The organism is Paenibacillus sp. FSL F4-0087, assembly GCF_038020215.1.
Taxonomy (GTDB): Bacteria; Bacillota; Bacilli; order Paenibacillales; family Paenibacillaceae; genus Paenibacillus; species Paenibacillus taichungensis.
In genome coordinates this window covers 6,280,639-6,296,706 of record NZ_JBBODJ010000001.1, presented here as the reverse complement: position 1 = coordinate 6,296,706, position 16,068 = coordinate 6,280,639, and the positions used below count along the sequence as shown (strand labels likewise).

Here is a 16,068-nt window from a genome sequence, read left to right as displayed (position 1 = left end):
AGCTGTTCGTCGCTTAATCTAATAAGGACTCTACATCCAGCTGAATAGCTGTACAATGATATCCGTTGCATGAGCTTTCTTCACATGGGCAGGCGGATAAACCGACAACCAGATCGGTCAATGCCTCCATCTCCACATAATCACCAGCACGCGAATCAGGAGCTACGACATCAATCTTGCCCAGATCATCTACAACCGATTTCATAAACAGATTAAATGGATAATGCTGATCCGGTGGCAAAATCCCGAACGGTTCAAGAGCCTGATTTAGGTTATGATAGCAGCTGGCATGATCTTTTTTGTCATATAATACTTCATACATTTCCGGACGACAGGCGGAGTTGAAGAAATCATGAACACCAACCGTGTCGCGAACGATCTTAAGCAATGGTTGATATTGATTGGAATACACGGATTGTCCTGGTTTGATCCGGTAGGAGCGCAAAACGTCCATCGTTACACCTGGATCTAGTCGATTATTGGCATTTTGAGCATCATATGCAACAAAATCAACGACCTGCTGCCCCTCCAAATCGGTCACCCGAATTAATGAACCTTTATTTACCTTAACGGCATAACCCGTTTTGGCCGGGATACGAACAGACTGCTTATGGCGTTCCGTTGTATTCATATTCATTCGTCACATTCCTCCGCTGTTTTTGCTTTCAGTATGCGGAGCTGACATGGCTTTCATGCACTTTGGCAAACATACGGCTCACATTGAAAATGATGTAGGTTGTATTCTGTTTTTATACTGGAAACAGTGGATTACCCTTCATGCCGACCCATAGTTCGGATGTTTCCAGCTGACCAGCCAGATGAAGCAACCAGTCTTCACGGCCTTTCGTTGCCATAATCTGTACACCCATCGGCAGGCCTTCAGGAGTCAGATGCACAGGAACACTCATGGCTGGTTGACCCGTCAGATTCGCGAGCTGAGTGAACGGAGTGTAGGTAAGACTTGGCTCAAACATCTCATAAATCAGCTGCTGCTGCTGGATCTTGTCCAAATCGCTAATACGCATCAGATGCTGAATCTGTTCATCATGAGGTGTCAATTCGCCGATTTTGGGTGCTGGAAAAGCATTGACAGGTGTGACATAAAAATCATAGCGTTCAAACAATGTGGACATCTGAGCTGCGGCAACATCCCATTCGGCCAGACTATGTACGAATTCGGCAGCGGATACTTTTTTGCCGGCTTCAGCCAGCACCCAGGACTCGATCTCCATATCAGCAGAGGTTAATGCTCTGCCCATAGAACGTTCCATCGATGAGATCATCGCCGCCATTTCGCCGCTGTTCATCATGTAATAGTTCTCCATCAATTTGACTCCATTAACCGGACTCAGCTTTTCTTCAACCTCATGACCTTGTTCTTCCAGCCAGCGGACGAGCTTGTATACAGATTCTTTGGCTTCCGCGCTGACAGGTGTCCCCACAGGCGAATCCGTAGTATACGCAATTTTCAGTTTGCGTTGATGAGGATAGTTCATATCAGCCAAGTAGCTGCCCGGAAAGAGGGGAGCATGGAACGCAGCTTCGGGTTGAATCACTTGCAATGTATCAAGCAAAGCAGCGCTGTCGCGAACTGAACGAGACAATGCAAAATCAATCGAAGCACCCTGCCATTGACGGCCAACACCCGGTCCAACAGGTGTCCGCCCACGTGTAGGCTTGAGTCCGAACAGGCCGCTGAATGAAGCAGGGATTCGGATGGAACCGCCACCGTCACTGGCTCCCGCAAGGGGTACAATACCCGAGGCTACTGCGGCAGCGGCGCCTCCACTTGAACCGCCTGGCGAGTGATTCGTATTCCATGGATTTCGACTTGGTCCGTGAAGACGGGGCTCGGTAATATTTTTCAGGCCAAATTCCGGTGTATTGGTATGTCCAATGATAATGAAGCCTGCATCGCGCAAATGGGAAACGAAATTAGAATTCCGCTGCGCGCGATGCTCACTGAGAAGAAGAGAACCCGAGGTGAGAATTTCACCTTCCAGGGATTGAGAGATATCTTTCAATAACAAGGGCACGCCGGCAAAGGGCTGCTCTCCCGGACGAACTATACTCGCTTCCTGACGTGCACGTGTTTCATATGTACGAATGACTGCATTAAGCTGCGGGTTCACTTCTTCGAGGCGTGCATACGCCGCTTCCAGCAATTCGACAGGGGATATCTCCCGTGCGCGAACCAGTTCAGCCAAACCTATGGCATCGTAAGATGTATATGAAAATGATGAAGATGAAGACATGATGATCGTTCCTCTCTAAATTGACTTAATCTACTATTCCATAAGTCATCGTACCACCGGAATAGCGAAAAGACAAAAGGCACTGAACATCTCAAAGGATGTCCAGTGCCTTAATTGATTTGCTTTTATATAAAATTCAATTCGTACGAAGTTTTGGTGCACCGTCAGCCGGAGTCGCTGATCGTTCTTGCTGTTTGGAGATGGCGAATAGGGCAATCCAGATGAGGATGAAGCCCACCAGTTGCTCCCATGTAATTAATGTACGGAATGCAATCCAGTTTACCAGTACACCGGCCATCGGGAAGCTCAGTTCTGCAAGCGTTGCGACTGAGGCCTTGGTGGAAGAGAGCCCTTTGTAATATAAGAGAAGACTCAGTAAGCCTGGCAGTAAAGCCTGGCCCAGAATATTAAGTGCTACAGCCGCCTGTTCACCTGTAGCGGAAGGGAATGTCCAGGCAGCACCTTCGTTCCACGTCATAAAGATCAGTAGCGGCAAGGCTACGACAAAGCGCAGAGAGGTGACCGTTTCATAACGGGTTTGCCCCAGCATCAGCCGCCCCATAACCGTTGAACCGCCCCACAACGCAGCTGCACCCAGTGATAACAGGCTGCCTGCATGAACCCAATTGTCCCAGTTGCCAAGGGGAAGGGTAAATCCGAAAGTGAGCAGGTATGTTCCTGCAAGTGCAATGATAAACAGTCCACCGAAGCGGCGAGGCAATGTTTCTTTCAGCAGCAGCTTAGCCAGAACAATCGCAAATAGCGGCTGCATCTTTTGCAGTAACAAAACAGTGTTGGGATCGTTATGCGTAAGTGCCAGAGTGAACAATACCGTGGCGAGAGCAGATCCTCCCCAGGAGATAAATATCACGGCTATCCAGTGGCGTGCACGCAGGTTTTTCAAATCGGCCCGGAACTTCCACAAGACGGGAATTGCCACAAGGCTGACAATAATATGTTCCACCAGTACAATCTGAGTGGAGGTCATCGTTTTGAGCAAAATAATACGGAACAGTGGATCTACACCCCAAAGGGCGGCGCCGAGCACGACGAGCCAGAATCCGGTATTACTTCGTTCCTTGTGGTAAACTGTTGATGCAGATTGGGTCTTTTCCATATTCAGGACTCCTTCGTCAGAACACGGAATCTTCAGTTGGCAAAATCGACAAAAGCCCCCGTTTTGGTATACACCAAATAAACGGGGGCTCAATCATTAACATGTCGTACGAAAATAAGCCTTTCCGTAACGGCATGTCAATGTGTTGATCTTCTCTCATCCGGACTGTACCGTCGGCCTTGGAGTCACACCAAGTCAGTCGCTGAATCCCTACATCGGGTCAAACAGCGAGTCGCGGGCTGGTTCCGAAGAACATCACCGCCGGTTGGGAATTGCACCCTACCCCGAAGATCCTATTCAATTATATTGTGTTGAACAAGCTGTAACATTAATAAGTCCATCTTATTCCTGTAAGCGCTAGCAGTTCAAGTGTTTTTTTAGAATATGATATTCCAGCTTCCCTGTTGTCTGCGTAATAATACAATCTGCCCTGCATGATACGCATCGTGTAGTACCCAGCGAGCTAGTTCATGTGCCCATTTTTCATCCGTATCCATGTACGGAGCTTCAAGATCGGATTCTTCTAATGAAGAGAGCTGATCACGAAGCTGTCCGGCTAATTGTGTTGTGTTTTGCATAAGTGCACTCCAGCCAGTGGTATCGGAAGGGTCGCCGGGATCTCCAAAGGTGGATTCATTGTTTTCGGCAGGTGTACCGGAGGGTGTTTTGCCCTGAATACGACTCAACAAGCGATGATTATAGTAATACATATGGTTAACCAACTGCCAGATGCTTAATCCACCGGATGATGGAACCCAGGCTGCCTGTTCAGCAGTCAGTCCTTCGAGTGCCTTGGATAAAGGCACAATCCAGTTACATTGATCCCAGGTATCATCTTTCTGAATGAGCAATAGTTCTGTTGCTGTTGTAGTCATTGATTTTTCCTCCCTAAAATGAATTCATGGTAACTAGCTAAAGTGCTTAAATGTGGTTACAATTAATATAACCCAAACACGAATAATTGTAACTATCTTTTTAATTTTAGATGGTTACAATTTAGCGGAGGTACGTATGGATAGACTATGGACTGATTTTGTAAACAGTGATTACCATGACTGGCGTGGTGGAAATCGCTCAGAGGACAGGCTTGGCAAAGCCGAATGGCAGCAGGCATTCCTCAAACAATGGCAACTGAATGCATCTGTACCTGCTTCTTCTGAAGAAGAGGGAGTTTTGAGAAACTTCAGAAATGAATTGCAGGCTATTGCAACTGGTTTATCTGACGGAAATGCATTATCAAACAAAGACCAGGAATGGCTTAACGGCATAATGGAGGAAGGTCAAGTCATAAGAAGACTGAACGCTGGAGATGAGGGACTGAATCTTTCACTTATTCCTGTAGGAACTCAATGGCAGCAGGTCATGGCAGAGGTCGCAGCCGATTTTGCCATCACTGTAGTTGAAGGGGATGGGGGAAGAATTCGTATCTGTGACAATACGGATTGTCGTTGGATTTTCTATGACGATACACGTAGTAGAACCCAGAAATATTGTGATGACAAGATGTGTGGTAATCTGATGAAGGTTAGAAGGTTTCGGGCAAAACAGAAGAAGGATTAGCAGCAAGAGTAGGGTATATGCAAGGAAAGTGTGATTTATTGTACTTTGCAACAGACAGGAAATATTCAATAAGATTTGTATAAAACCAAAATTGAATCTTACTATCCACTTCTATATAATGGTTATATACTTAAAATATTTCAGCTAGTCATTTCATCAGAGATTAACATCCAGGATTCAAGCGTATATCCAACAAAAAATAATGATTGGAGATGTGTCTTGTGGGGACAAGTTATCTACTGAAAAATGGTTGTGTATTGTCTATGGATTCGTCGGTGGGTCAGTATAAACGGGCGGACGTTCTCATTGAGGATTCTCTTATTACTGCTATCCAGCCCGATCTGAGTTGTATTGAAGCGGAAGTGATAGATGCATCGGAGATGATCATACTCCCTGGACTTGTAGATACGCACCGGCATGTATGGGAGTCACTTGTAAAAACAGCGGGAACCAACTGGTCACTGCCGGTCTATCTGCAGAATCTCTACTATGGAGCGATGGGAAGTAAACTCCGGCCACAAGACAGCTATATCGCCAATTTGCTGGGTTCATTGGAAGCGCTTAATGCAGGAGTGACCACGGTGCTTGACTGGAGTATGCCTTATTCCCCGGAGCACACGGATGAACTGATTCGCGGACTTCAGGATGCGGGTATTCGGTCGGTTTTCGCTTATGGTGTACCAGGTGAGACGCCCTACTGGAACAGAGAAAGCAAGCTGACGTATTCGAATGATGTGAGAAGAGTTAAGGAACAGTATTTTTCTTCACGGGATCAGCTGCTCACGTTCGGTCTTGCTATTCGAGGTCCGGAGTTTAGCCATTGGGATACCACGGTGAAGGAAATTCAGCTTGCCCAAGAGCTGGATGCGATATGTTCAATGCATGTTGGCTTTGGAAGCTGGGGGTCTGTAGATCGTTCGATAAGTAAAATGTATGAGGCTGGTTTACTGAGCCCAGGTCTGAACGTCGTACACGGAAATACAATGGATACGGATGAATATAAAATGTTGGCCGATAGCGGCGCATCACTGTCCGTCACACCGGAAGTAGAGATGATGATGGGGCACGGGTATCCGGCAACGGGGTACTTCCTTGAAAATGGTGGAACCCCAACGCTCGGAGTCGATGTTGTAACATCAACAGGTGGGGATATGTTCTCCCAGATGAAATTTGCGCTTCAAGCTGAACGTTCCCGTGAAAATGAACAACTTTTGCTCCATGGTGAAATGCCTGGTGAGCTTAATCTGCAATCCAGTCAAGTGCTGAGATTTGCAACTTCTGCTGGAGCGAAGGCTCTGGGACTTGAGCGGAAGGTTGGCACACTTACGCCAGGTAAAGAAGCCGATCTGATTATGATCCGAACCACCGACCTTAACTTGTTCCCGGTGCATGATCCGGTTGGAGCCGTCGTTCAATTTGCCAACCCATCCAATGTGGATACTGTGTTTGTAGCAGGTCGTCCGGTGAAGCGCGGAGGCAAGCTGCTGCATGTCGATCTGAACGAGGTCCGGCGGAAGGCTTTGGACAGCAAGGAATATCTGCTATCTCAATATCGGATGTCGGATGCAGAACGAATTGTATTTTCATAAGTTAGACAATCCATGTGAGTGAAAGTTGATTCTCTTCTGGAATGAAAAGAGAGAGTTTTCATCTGGCTTATACATTTAATAGCATTACAAGTGAGGGGCCGCATAAGGGTATGCGGCTCTTTAGCGTACCTGATTATCGTGCAAGATGACAGGTGGAGCAAGGAATAAACCACAAAAAGAGGCGAAAAGGCACTGTATTGGCATGGTTGCATGTAACAACGAGTTTATAATGTTTTGTTGAAGAAAAAAGCTGTTAAAAAACTGCGCATAATATAAATTATACGCAGTTTTGTTTTAAAACGATTTTCATATTCACCCCTGCCCAACAGATCATGATAATTTTCGTCTGGAATGGACAGAATATACCATCATCCCAAAATAAATTTAACAAAGCAACGCGACGAAGTGTAGAAATCGATAGATTTTTGTAGTTGGTCAGTAAGATAGAACAAAGGGATTTTTCATAGAACAGATGAACCAAACAAATATTTGAAGTATAGAGACACAATCATCATTTTCAATACGAGAGGAAACTGTGTATGAACCAAAACCAGAATCGATCTTCCCTGTTTAGAAAAAAGCCGATTGCCACCGGAGATAACGAAAGCAACATGTTGAAGAGGGTGCTTGGCCCATTGGATCTGATGACTCTTGGGGTAGGTGCGATTATCGGTACGGGTATCTTTGTACTCACAGGCGTTGCTGCCGCAAAATATGCAGGTCCCGGTTTGGTACTGTCTTTTCTGCTGGCAGGTATTATCTGCGCCTTCGCTGCTTTGTGTTACTCGGAGTTTGCATCCAGTGTGCCTGCTTCAGGAAGTGCGTATACATATAGCTATACCGCTTTTGGCGAAGTCATTGCCTGGATTCTCGGATGGGATCTTATTCTGGAGTATGGATTTGCGAGTGCCGCTGTTGCTAGCGGTTGGTCTGGATATTTTCAAACGTTATTGTCCGGATTCGGGTTGCAATTACCCCATGCGCTCACCAGTGCATTTAGTCCTGAAAAGGGAACCTATTTTGATATCACCGCAGCAGCGATCACGTTAATCATTACGTTCCTGCTCACCCGTGGGGTGAAAGAGGCTGCTCGTGCCAACGGAATTATGGTAGCGATTAAAATTATCGTAGTTCTGATCTTCATCGGTGTGGGTGTGTTCTATGTGCAGCCGGATAACTGGCAACCATTCCTTCCATTTGGTATCTCCGGGGTAACCGCAGGGGCGGCAACGGTATTTTTTGCTTACATTGGGTTCGATGCTGTCTCTACGGCTGCGGAAGAAGTTAAACGTCCTCAACGGGACTTGCCAATCGGTATCATTGCATCTCTTGCGATCTGTACCGTGCTTTACATCGTTGTATCGTTGATCCTGACAGGGATTGTACCTTATCACATGCTGAATGTGAGTGATCCAGTTGCCTTTGCTTTTGAATTTGTGCAGTTGAAAGGATTGTCCTGGATTGTTTCGCTTGGAGCGATTACAGGGATTACCACTGTATTACTTGTTATGATGTATGGTCAGACACGTTTGCTTTATTCCATGTCACGGGACGGACTGTTGTCTCCGGTTTTCTCCAAAGTCAGTGGCAAAAGCCAAACACCTGCTACCGGCACTTGGGTTGCTGGGATCATCGTCGCTTTATTCTCGGGATTCATCTCACTTGGCCATCTGGCAGAGTTGACCAACATCGGAACACTGTTCGCTTTCGCGGTTGTGAGTCTGGGGATTATCGTATTGCGGAAAAACAACCCGGAACTGAAAAGGGGATTCCGCGTGCCTTTGGTTCCGCTGATTCCTATTCTAAGTGCTGTTGGCTGTATGTATCTCATGACACGTCTTGCGGCTCTGACTTGGATTACGTTCTTCGGTTGGTTGATTATTGGTTTAATCATCTACTTTGCCTACGGTCGTCATCACAGTCATTTGAATCCGGCACGGCGTATATCGGACTCGTTCAAAACAACAAATGGGAAATAGCTGTCATAGCTGATTTATACATTGTAGAGATATCGTGAAAGATTAGTAAATTAATTTGTCACACTGAAACTATACGTTAATAGAGTCAACTCAACTGTCTCATACCGCATCGCCAAAACGGCGGGGTATGGGGCTTTTTTTTGTGCGAGCAGTTCGTGTGTTATAAAAAAATGCTGATATTTAAGGTTATATTTGGGTATCTAATAAGTAATATATCTGTCCATTTGAGCGGAGTTGGGGTTGCGGTCAGGGCAAATATGACATATATTTGGGGGTGTGACATGCCATCAGACATAGGAGAGGGGATGTATCATGAACACACCATTACATACCAATCAACATCACCAAAATTCGAATTTCGGTTTTGCGTTGGCTGACTCAGCCGTACTTGCCGAGGCGAAGCTAATCCTTTCACATCCAGAAGACACAAACGAATTTCAATTGGACATTGATCCACAGCGCCTTTTGAAGGATGGACGCAAAGTATCGGTTGTTGCGCGGCATATGGATACACCGCCGGATCGGCAAGATACAATTATCATATATGGGGAGGAGTTGGGATTTTCACAATATACAGTTGATCTGCGACCAGACAGTACATGCTCACTCACTCTCATTGAAGGAATAGATCATCCGATCGTATTGGATTTGGGAGAATTTGCAGAAGGGGAGTACGAGCTGCGAATTTCACTGCACGTGAAAACACCCCGCATCGCAGAAGGACCACTGGAGCCCGAGCAGCACGCCATGGTGAAATATGCTCAGGTGGTAACTGTAGCGATATGTCTGTTTCCAGCCGAAGTTGTGCAGATGAACGCTGTACCCGAGAAGGTATGGACACGGGATAATCATGTGTTTGACTCCTACGGCAGTGGTGGCTTTATTCTCGCAGATTTGCCTCGTATGGCGAAACGTGTAGAAGATCTGATCGGTTCTGGAAACCATAATCTGATTGAACAATTCAGTGAGGGTGACCTTTCGGACACCTTGCTGGAGGAAGGTCTCATGGCGATTGCCTGGGGAGTAACACCATGGTGTTATTCGATATATTCGGCTCCGGATGAACATTCGAGAATTTTACTTTCGGTAGACAAGCTGGGTGATGAACCTCAGACTACGGGAATATACCGTGTGCATCCTGGAATTAAACAATTAAGTATCGTGCCGGTGAACGAATTGGCCTACTGGCCATCTTGTGCAGAGAAAGCATGGCCTGTAATTGATGTTGCGGGTGACGGAGAGACGCTGCGTATGGACTTGTATGTTCAGGTCTGTGAATCAGTGAACGGACTGCACGAAAATCCACTACCTTCATTTGTACTCACCCGCAGTGAGGGACAACCCGAAGCGATCATTCCACTAATCGATGTCGTAATTGTAGATTAATAAATAGAAGTGTGGTGACGAATACAGATGATGACCGAAGAGATTCAGGAGCAATACGCCGATGAGCTTGAAGCTTTTCATATATGGATGAAAGATGCGGGCTACACGGGACATACGGTAAAATCATACACAGGTGACGTTGCTGAATTTCTCGTCTCTATTCATGGAAAGTCACTGGAGCAGGTCAAAAAACTTCATGTGTTATCCTTCTTGTCCCGAGCTCGAGAAAGAGGGGTCAGTGACTCGACGCGGAATCGGAAACACGCAGCGGTGAACTGTTTTTATAAGTCATTGATTGAGCTTGAACTGGTGACCAATAACCCTGCATTCGGAATCAAGAAATCCAAAACCGAGCAAAATCGGGCCCCCGTCTTCCTTGATGAAAGCGGTTTGGAACGATTTTTGCAATCGGTCGAGGGCAAATATCGCACACGAAACCTGGCTATTTTTCTGCTCATGGGATACATGGGATTGCGGGTCGGAGAGGTGCATGCCTTGAACTGCAAAGACTATAATGCGGAACGGCGCACACTGGATGTATTCGGTAAGGGCCGGAAATGGCGTACATTGCCTGTGCCTGAGACCGTTGCCGAACTGTTATCCCAGGCTCTTCAGGAGCGGCTGGATCCATGGCGGGCGAAAGAAGAGGCATTATTCGTCTCGCAAAAGGGGAAACGATTGTCGATACGCAGTATTCAGCTTATATCAACCGAAACTTTTGAACGCTTTCAGCAGGAATCAGCATCCAATCAGCGTGTGAACTACTCCAGTCATAAACTGCGTCACTCATTTGCGACCATGATGCTTAGACGCGGAGCAGATCTGCGAACGGTTCAGGAGCTGCTGGGTCACTCCTCCATTCAAACCACCACAGTGTACACCCACGTAACCAGCCGCGAGAAGGAAGAAGCGATGGCCTTGCTGGATGTCAAACTTCCTGCGTTTGCGGCTGATATGTAAGAGAGAAGCTTCGTTTATATAATAGAAGAAAGTAATGATAGAGAAGCCTGTCTACGTGACAGGTTTTTTTGTGATTTTATGGTAGAGGAGTATTAATACATTTAATGGAAATATGAGAGGTGATCAAAAACAATAAAATAATTAAGCAGTATATGTATACAGAATAATTATTATGTTAACTTAAATTTGAAATCAATGTACACTTTTCTTTTCCATATGAAATAGGGTGATATACTAGCCAGAGATTGACCTTCAATTGAAACTTAACGATATACAATAGTGTAAGCTATGCTAGCTCATTTTGCAGGCAACTATTAATACTTATTTATATTAAGACCAAAGGACCACTCGCATCCTCATAACGAAGATACAGGTGATCCTTTAGTTATACAATCTTAACGATATTGCTCATGATAAAATAACGTGATTAGTCAAACGTCTGATTTGGATTTACTCCAGTCCGGCAATCTGTTCCTTCAATTTGTTGGCAGAGGCTTGGAAAGCGACTTTCTCTGTCTCATTCAAAGGAAGTGGAAGAATCTCGCGCACACCGTTGCGATCAACTACACATGGAACACCCAGATATACATCGGATACGCCATTGTAATCTTCCAGCAATGTGGAAACGTTCAGTACGGAGCCTTCATTGCCCAGAATGGCAGCCACAATACGGTCTAAAGCGAGCGCAATTGCATAGGAAGTGGCTCCTTTGGCATTAATAATCTCATAAGCCGCATTTTTGGTCCGATCAAAGATATCCTGTTGTGTTTCTTCATCCAGATCCAGATTCGTTCCAGCAACGTTGGCGAGGCTCCACACCGGTACTTCGGAATCGCCATGCTCCCCGATAATATGAGCGTGAATACTGCGTGGATCAATTCCTTTGTTTTTACCAATAAGGTAACGGAAACGTGCGCTGTCCAGCAACGTACCAGAACCAATCACGCGCGAAGCGGGCCAACCGCTTTGTTTCCAAGAAGTATAGGACAAAATATCTACAGGATTCGTTGCAATCAAAAGAATACCATGGGAATTAACTTCAGTAATACGTTCAATGATCTCTTTGAAAATGCTTGCATTTTTCTTCAGCAAATCAATGCGAGTCTCTCCTGGTTTTTGGGAAGCACCCGCAGTAATAATAATGATGTCTGCGTCTTTGCAGTCGGAATAATCGCCTGCCCATACTTTAACGCCCCCAGTAAATGGGAGACCGTGATTCATATCCAGCATTTCGCCGGTAGCCTTATCATGATTCACATCCACAAATACCAACTCGGACGAACGCTGTCTTAACATCAGCGTGTATCCCGTTGTTGTTCCCACCGCACCCATGCCTACAATAACGACACGACTTGGTTTGAGCGCTGCACTGTTTACCATTTTCATATCCTCTCCTTTTTGGGGTATACTTCCATCCATATTAAGGGATAAGCGTTCGAAAAGCGAGCCATGTCTATAAACTTTTTCACATTTCATGTCTTTTTGCAGAAGATTTCGTCGATAACCTGGTTTATGTTTTAAAGAAGAAACAGATGCAGCAAAAAGATCGCTGTCTGCTTCCAGAGAGTGGAGATGAACCTTTTCGACATCGTTTGTGGTAGAATAGGAGCAGTGGATTCAGATGAATCGTAAAAACAACATGAATGGACAGGCATGCGCGCCTGCTTATTGGATGAGAGAGGTGGAAACCACTTGCGTTCGCAATGGATCAAAATCGCGCAGACAGCATTGCTGTCTATCAGTATAGCTGCTCTGCTGGCGGCTTGCACCGATTCGGGAGAGACCCCGGTGGCAGAACCGCCGCAGGAGCAAGAAGATAACGGGAATATGGGCCAGACTTTAACCGTTGTCCCCCCCGCAAACAGTACACAAGCCGCGGATACAGCCAAATATCAAATTCAGACCCGTTTAACCGATTTTCAGCTGCTTAACGGTAACGGTGGATTAGCATGGGGAGTGACGCGGAACGCCCTGCGTTTGTATTATACTCAGGATCAGGGAAGTACCTGGACCAACATCTCACCTTCGGAAAATGTTCAGTTTCCGGCTAATCCGCAATATGGACAAAGCATTTATTTTGTAGATAGTACACATGGATGGATTGTTCGTGAAGGAATGGGCGGAACAGATACGATGGTGCTGCGCACGAACAACGGAGGAGCTAGCTGGAGCCTGTCCTCTTTGTCCAAAACGGATAAGGTGACGGCCATCACATTTGTTTCTCCTGAAAAAGGCTGGATACTGACAACAGTGGATACTTCCATTGGCAAGCAAGACAAGAAACTGTATCTTACCGAAGATGGCGGTATTACCTGGAATCAGATGACCTCCAGTGATGAGGACAGCAAACCAGCATCTGCAGAGATCCCCACACGGGGTTATTCAACTGGGATGACGTTCTCGGACTCGAATCACGGGTTCTTGACCGCTCTAGAATTCGGTACGCCGAAATTGTACGTTACAACGGACGGGGGCCAGCATTGGAAGGCGGGTCCGTCATTCTTTGACCGAAACAAGTTTAACGGGTGTGGTAATTTTAACATCAGCTCGCCACAATTTTTTGGACGGGAAGCTAAAACAGCTTGGATGTCATTATCCTGTTCTCAGGGGGAGAGCACCAAATTCAACGGATTTTTCACAACCAATGGTGGAGAGAGTTGGCAGTTATCAACGTTTAGTCTGAATAAACAAACCGGAATCAATCGCGGTCTGACTCCCACATTTCTGAATTCTTTGGAAGGCTGGGTCATGCAGAAAGGCAAGACTTATTACACCAAAGATGCCGGCAAGACTTGGAAAGCACTTCCTACAAGTGAAGTATTGGAAAACATTCTTAAAGAGTACCCTGAGATCGTCAAGCTCCAAATGGTTTCTTCAAAACTAGGCTGGATTTTGGTCGAAAATACAGATGCCAAAAGATCACTGTTGCTGCAAACCGTAGACGGTGGTGTGCGTTGGAAAGTACTATAATTGTGGTTGAATAGAACGTGTTTAGAAGAGGAACCTCCGGGTTTCTTTTCATTTTAATTACTTTGTGAATTAAATCACAATAAATCCCTTCAAATGATGTTATATTGAATTCAAGAAGAGATGGGAGTGATGAACATGAGAACGAATGAACAAGCTCAATTCACGCAGGCGGACGAGTTAACCAGATATATGCTCCAATTATGCTACACATGTGATGATGCCAACCGTTGCACTACTGAAGAAGAAGTCAAAGCTTGCATGGCGAAGTACGCAAAGGCAGATGAGCCTGAGCAGACGGATGGTGAAGAAGTAACACGCGGATATATGGATCTGATGTACGCTTAAAGTGTAGAAAACAAAAAAGGCGCTGACAGCTTAACGCTATCAGCGTTTTTTGATTGTGTTTTAGTACCCCTAATGAGCTAACCTACCATGTCAGTAGCCTTTCTTTGTTGGAAATAGATTAATAATAGTTGTTTTGTCCATACCTCCATCTAAATACACACGTACATTAAACTATGTTTATAGGGAGATGTCTTGATTGAGTTGTCCAGATGAGAAAATGGTCCCCAAGGCCTTACAGGGGATCCAAGGAATACTAGGTGTAGAGGGCATTCCAGGACCACTAGGTCCAGCGGGAGCAGTAGGCCCTCAAGGCGAAGCAGGACCATTCGGGCCGATAGGCGTCTGGAGTAACGGGAGTAGAGCTGGCGTAGCAGGTCCAACGGATCCGACTGGTGTTACTGGCGCTACAAGCGCAGTCGGAGGTTTTTCCCTTCGACATATTGGATTTGGATCCGAATAACAAGTTCCGTGTTAACGTGCATATATATTACAGGAGACGGGTCAAGACTCCGGCTGTCCTAGGTTTGATGAACGGAGGGGAGAGACATGGGCATTGAATCATCCTGGATGTTTGATTTTTTTGGAACCGTCTTTCCGGTAGTATTTGTCCTGATTATAGGTATTGTTCTTCTGTCGGTAGGGAAAGAAGTGTGGAGATGGGGGCGTAATAACTCAGAGCCTCTGCTTACTGTACCTTCACGTATTACCAGCAGGAGAATGCAGATGAGTCAGTCGCACTCCGAACCAGGAAGTACAGCCCGTACGCTTTATTACATCACTTTTGAAGTGGAGAGCGGGGATCGTCTCGAATTCAAAGTGAATGGTGATGAGTACGGTTTGTGCGCCGAGGGAGATGAAGGTCGACTCTCTTTCAAGGGAACGCGTTATGTAGGCTTTGAACGCTACAATCGTTTGTATTCAGAGCGTGTACGCGGATAAACCGGCTGGCTTGCGCCATAGTGGCGTAAGCTTTTTTTAATTTCTTTTATGGACAAGCGTTTCTTAATGGGGCTAACGGGTTTCTATATAAGAAGAGACTTTATTCAATTTATGGTCCATATTCGGTGAGTTGATGTAGACTTATATGATGAATGGACCATCCCAATAGAGGAGGAAATGATGATGTCATTTACAGATCAAGTCGTGGTTGTGACGGGAGCAGCCAAAGGAATCGGTCGAAGTGTAGCTGAGGCCTATGCGGTTGCAGGGGCTAAAGTCGTACTTGCAGACTATGAGGAAGCGGAAGGGGCTGCTGCGGCTGCTTCGATTCGCAATGAAGGCGGAGAAGCCATCTTTGTCCAATGCGATGTACGTCAAGAGAAGGATATAACGAACCTCATTCAAACGACAATGGAAGAATTCAAACAAATTGATGTGCTCATAAACAATGCAGGTGTCTCCAGATGGAAATCTCCCTATGAGCTAACGCTGGAAGAGTGGGACGATATACTCAATACCAATGTGCGAAGTTGCTTTCTCGCAAGCCGGGAAGCGGCCAAACATATGAAGCACAACGAAAATGGTGGAGCGATTGTAAACATGGCCTCAACACGTGCGTTTATGTCAGAGCCAGAAACAGAGGCCTATGCTGCATCCAAGGGAGCTATCGTGGCGTTGACACATGCGATGGCGGTCTCCTTGGGTAAGGACAAAATTCGGGTCAATTGTATCAGTCCGGGATGGATTGAGACAGGCAATGTTGAAAAATTGAAGCCAGAGGACCATGAACAGCACCCAGCAGGACGTGTAGGTGTTCCTTCGGATATCTCCCGTGCTTGTTTGTATTTGTCCGATCCGAGCAATACCTTTGTCACAGGGACCAACCTGATTATTGATGGGGGCATGACCCGAAAAATGATATATGAGGACTAGTACCGGGATTTCTCCGGTCAATTGTAAACTTTTGA

Annotated in this window: 15 protein-coding genes and 1 riboswitch; of the genes, 10 read left to right on the top strand and 5 right to left on the bottom strand. The window is 45.9% G+C overall.

Annotated elements, in window-relative coordinates; genetic code table 11:
- Positions 1 to 13: 13 nt before the first annotated feature.
- From MHB84_RS28610 to MHB84_RS28595, 4 genes are all read right to left on the bottom strand, one after another.
- A complete protein-coding gene (locus MHB84_RS28610) occupies positions 14 to 637 on the bottom strand; it encodes an urea carboxylase-associated family protein (RefSeq protein WP_256716779.1) in 624 nt (207 codons plus the stop codon).
- Positions 638 to 749: 112 nt separating this feature from the next.
- Entirely contained in the window at positions 750 to 2,255 is a 1,506-nt protein-coding gene (locus MHB84_RS28605) for an amidase (RefSeq protein WP_076288602.1), read from the bottom strand.
- A 136-nt stretch (positions 2,256 to 2,391) separates the two neighbouring features.
- Positions 2,392 to 3,372, bottom strand: coding sequence for a DMT family transporter (locus MHB84_RS28600; protein ID WP_076288603.1), 981 nt, complete (start codon positions 3,370 to 3,372; stop codon positions 2,392 to 2,394).
- A gap of 144 nt (positions 3,373 to 3,516) precedes the next feature.
- A riboswitch (FMN riboswitch) is annotated at positions 3,517 to 3,668 on the bottom strand.
- 81 nt (positions 3,669 to 3,749) lie between these two features.
- The gene (locus MHB84_RS28595; protein WP_076288604.1) at positions 3,750 to 4,247 is read right to left on the bottom strand and encodes a DinB family protein; all 498 of its coding nucleotides are present in this window, start codon (positions 4,245 to 4,247) and stop codon (positions 3,750 to 3,752) included.
- A 136-nt stretch (positions 4,248 to 4,383) separates the two neighbouring features.
- Here MHB84_RS28595 and MHB84_RS28590 point away from each other — a divergent pair, with 136 nt between their 5' ends.
- The 5 genes from MHB84_RS28590 (at position 4,384) to MHB84_RS28570 (ending at position 10,846) form a co-directional block, all read left to right on the top strand.
- Positions 4,384 to 4,932 (top strand): CGNR zinc finger domain-containing protein, encoded by a 549-nt coding sequence (locus MHB84_RS28590; protein ID WP_076288605.1) that lies wholly within the window; start codon positions 4,384 to 4,386, stop codon positions 4,930 to 4,932.
- A 221-nt stretch (positions 4,933 to 5,153) separates the two neighbouring features.
- Entirely contained in the window at positions 5,154 to 6,521 is a 1,368-nt protein-coding gene (locus tag MHB84_RS28585) for an amidohydrolase family protein (protein WP_326065523.1), read from the top strand.
- Positions 6,522 to 7,060: 539 nt separating this feature from the next.
- Positions 7,061 to 8,500, top strand: coding sequence for an amino acid permease (locus MHB84_RS28580; protein ID WP_076288607.1), 1,440 nt, complete (start codon positions 7,061 to 7,063; stop codon positions 8,498 to 8,500).
- 312 nt (positions 8,501 to 8,812) lie between these two features.
- Positions 8,813 to 9,886, top strand: coding sequence for a hypothetical protein (locus tag MHB84_RS28575; protein ID WP_076288608.1), 1,074 nt, complete (start codon positions 8,813 to 8,815; stop codon positions 9,884 to 9,886).
- A 27-nt stretch (positions 9,887 to 9,913) separates the two neighbouring features.
- The gene (locus MHB84_RS28570; protein ID WP_076288609.1) at positions 9,914 to 10,846 is read left to right on the top strand and encodes a tyrosine-type recombinase/integrase; all 933 of its coding nucleotides are present in this window, start codon (positions 9,914 to 9,916) and stop codon (positions 10,844 to 10,846) included.
- A 450-nt stretch (positions 10,847 to 11,296) separates the two neighbouring features.
- Here MHB84_RS28570 and MHB84_RS28565 read toward each other — a convergent pair whose 3' ends face one another.
- A complete protein-coding gene (locus tag MHB84_RS28565) occupies positions 11,297 to 12,226 on the bottom strand; it encodes an L-lactate dehydrogenase (protein ID WP_063564963.1) in 930 nt (309 codons plus the stop codon).
- A gap of 312 nt (positions 12,227 to 12,538) precedes the next feature.
- Between MHB84_RS28565 and MHB84_RS28560 the strand changes: the two genes are divergently transcribed.
- The 5 genes from MHB84_RS28560 to MHB84_RS28540 all read left to right on the top strand — a co-directional run bounded on the left by MHB84_RS28560 (position 12,539) and on the right by MHB84_RS28540 (position 16,033).
- Positions 12,539 to 13,816, top strand: a complete 1,278-nt coding sequence (locus MHB84_RS28560) for a WD40/YVTN/BNR-like repeat-containing protein (RefSeq protein ID WP_076288610.1) — start codon at positions 12,539 to 12,541, stop codon at positions 13,814 to 13,816.
- A 135-nt stretch (positions 13,817 to 13,951) separates the two neighbouring features.
- On the top strand, positions 13,952 to 14,161 hold the full coding sequence (locus MHB84_RS28555) for a hypothetical protein (RefSeq protein ID WP_076288611.1): 210 nt from the start codon (positions 13,952 to 13,954) through the stop codon (positions 14,159 to 14,161).
- A gap of 196 nt (positions 14,162 to 14,357) precedes the next feature.
- Positions 14,358 to 14,621: a hypothetical protein gene (locus MHB84_RS28550; protein WP_076288612.1), complete on the top strand. Its 264-nt coding sequence runs from the start codon at positions 14,358 to 14,360 to the stop codon at positions 14,619 to 14,621.
- 86 nt (positions 14,622 to 14,707) lie between these two features.
- On the top strand, positions 14,708 to 15,100 hold the full coding sequence (locus tag MHB84_RS28545; protein WP_062319566.1) for a DUF2500 domain-containing protein: 393 nt from the start codon (positions 14,708 to 14,710) through the stop codon (positions 15,098 to 15,100).
- A gap of 183 nt (positions 15,101 to 15,283) precedes the next feature.
- Positions 15,284 to 16,033, top strand: a complete 750-nt coding sequence (locus MHB84_RS28540) for an SDR family NAD(P)-dependent oxidoreductase (protein WP_076288613.1) — start codon at positions 15,284 to 15,286, stop codon at positions 16,031 to 16,033.
- Positions 16,034 to 16,068: the final 35 nt, after the last annotated feature.

Bases quoted from the DNA above. Each gene is read 5' to 3' on its own strand.
- MHB84_RS28610 (WP_256716779.1), bottom strand. From the start codon at position 637: ATGAATATGAATACAACGGAACGCCATAAGCAGTCTGTTCGTATCCCG.
- MHB84_RS28595 (WP_076288604.1), bottom strand. From the start codon at position 4,247: ATGACTACAACAGCAACAGAACTATTGCTCATTCAGAAAGATGATACC.
- MHB84_RS28575 (WP_076288608.1), top strand. From the start codon at position 8,813: ATGAACACACCATTACATACCAATCAACATCACCAAAATTCGAATTTC.
- MHB84_RS28605 (WP_076288602.1), bottom strand. From the start codon at position 2,255: ATGTCTTCATCTTCATCATTTTCATATACATCTTACGATGCCATAGGT.
- MHB84_RS28565 (WP_063564963.1), bottom strand. From the start codon at position 12,226: ATGGTAAACAGTGCAGCGCTCAAACCAAGTCGTGTCGTTATTGTAGGC.
- MHB84_RS28600 (WP_076288603.1), bottom strand. From the start codon at position 3,372: ATGGAAAAGACCCAATCTGCATCAACAGTTTACCACAAGGAACGAAGT.
- MHB84_RS28540 (WP_076288613.1), top strand. From the start codon at position 15,284: ATGTCATTTACAGATCAAGTCGTGGTTGTGACGGGAGCAGCCAAAGGA.
- MHB84_RS28580 (WP_076288607.1), top strand. From the start codon at position 7,061: ATGAACCAAAACCAGAATCGATCTTCCCTGTTTAGAAAAAAGCCGATT.
- MHB84_RS28555 (WP_076288611.1), top strand. From the start codon at position 13,952: ATGAGAACGAATGAACAAGCTCAATTCACGCAGGCGGACGAGTTAACC.
- MHB84_RS28545 (WP_062319566.1), top strand. From the start codon at position 14,708: ATGGGCATTGAATCATCCTGGATGTTTGATTTTTTTGGAACCGTCTTT.
- MHB84_RS28570 (WP_076288609.1), top strand. From the start codon at position 9,914: ATGATGACCGAAGAGATTCAGGAGCAATACGCCGATGAGCTTGAAGCT.
- MHB84_RS28590 (WP_076288605.1), top strand. From the start codon at position 4,384: ATGGATAGACTATGGACTGATTTTGTAAACAGTGATTACCATGACTGG.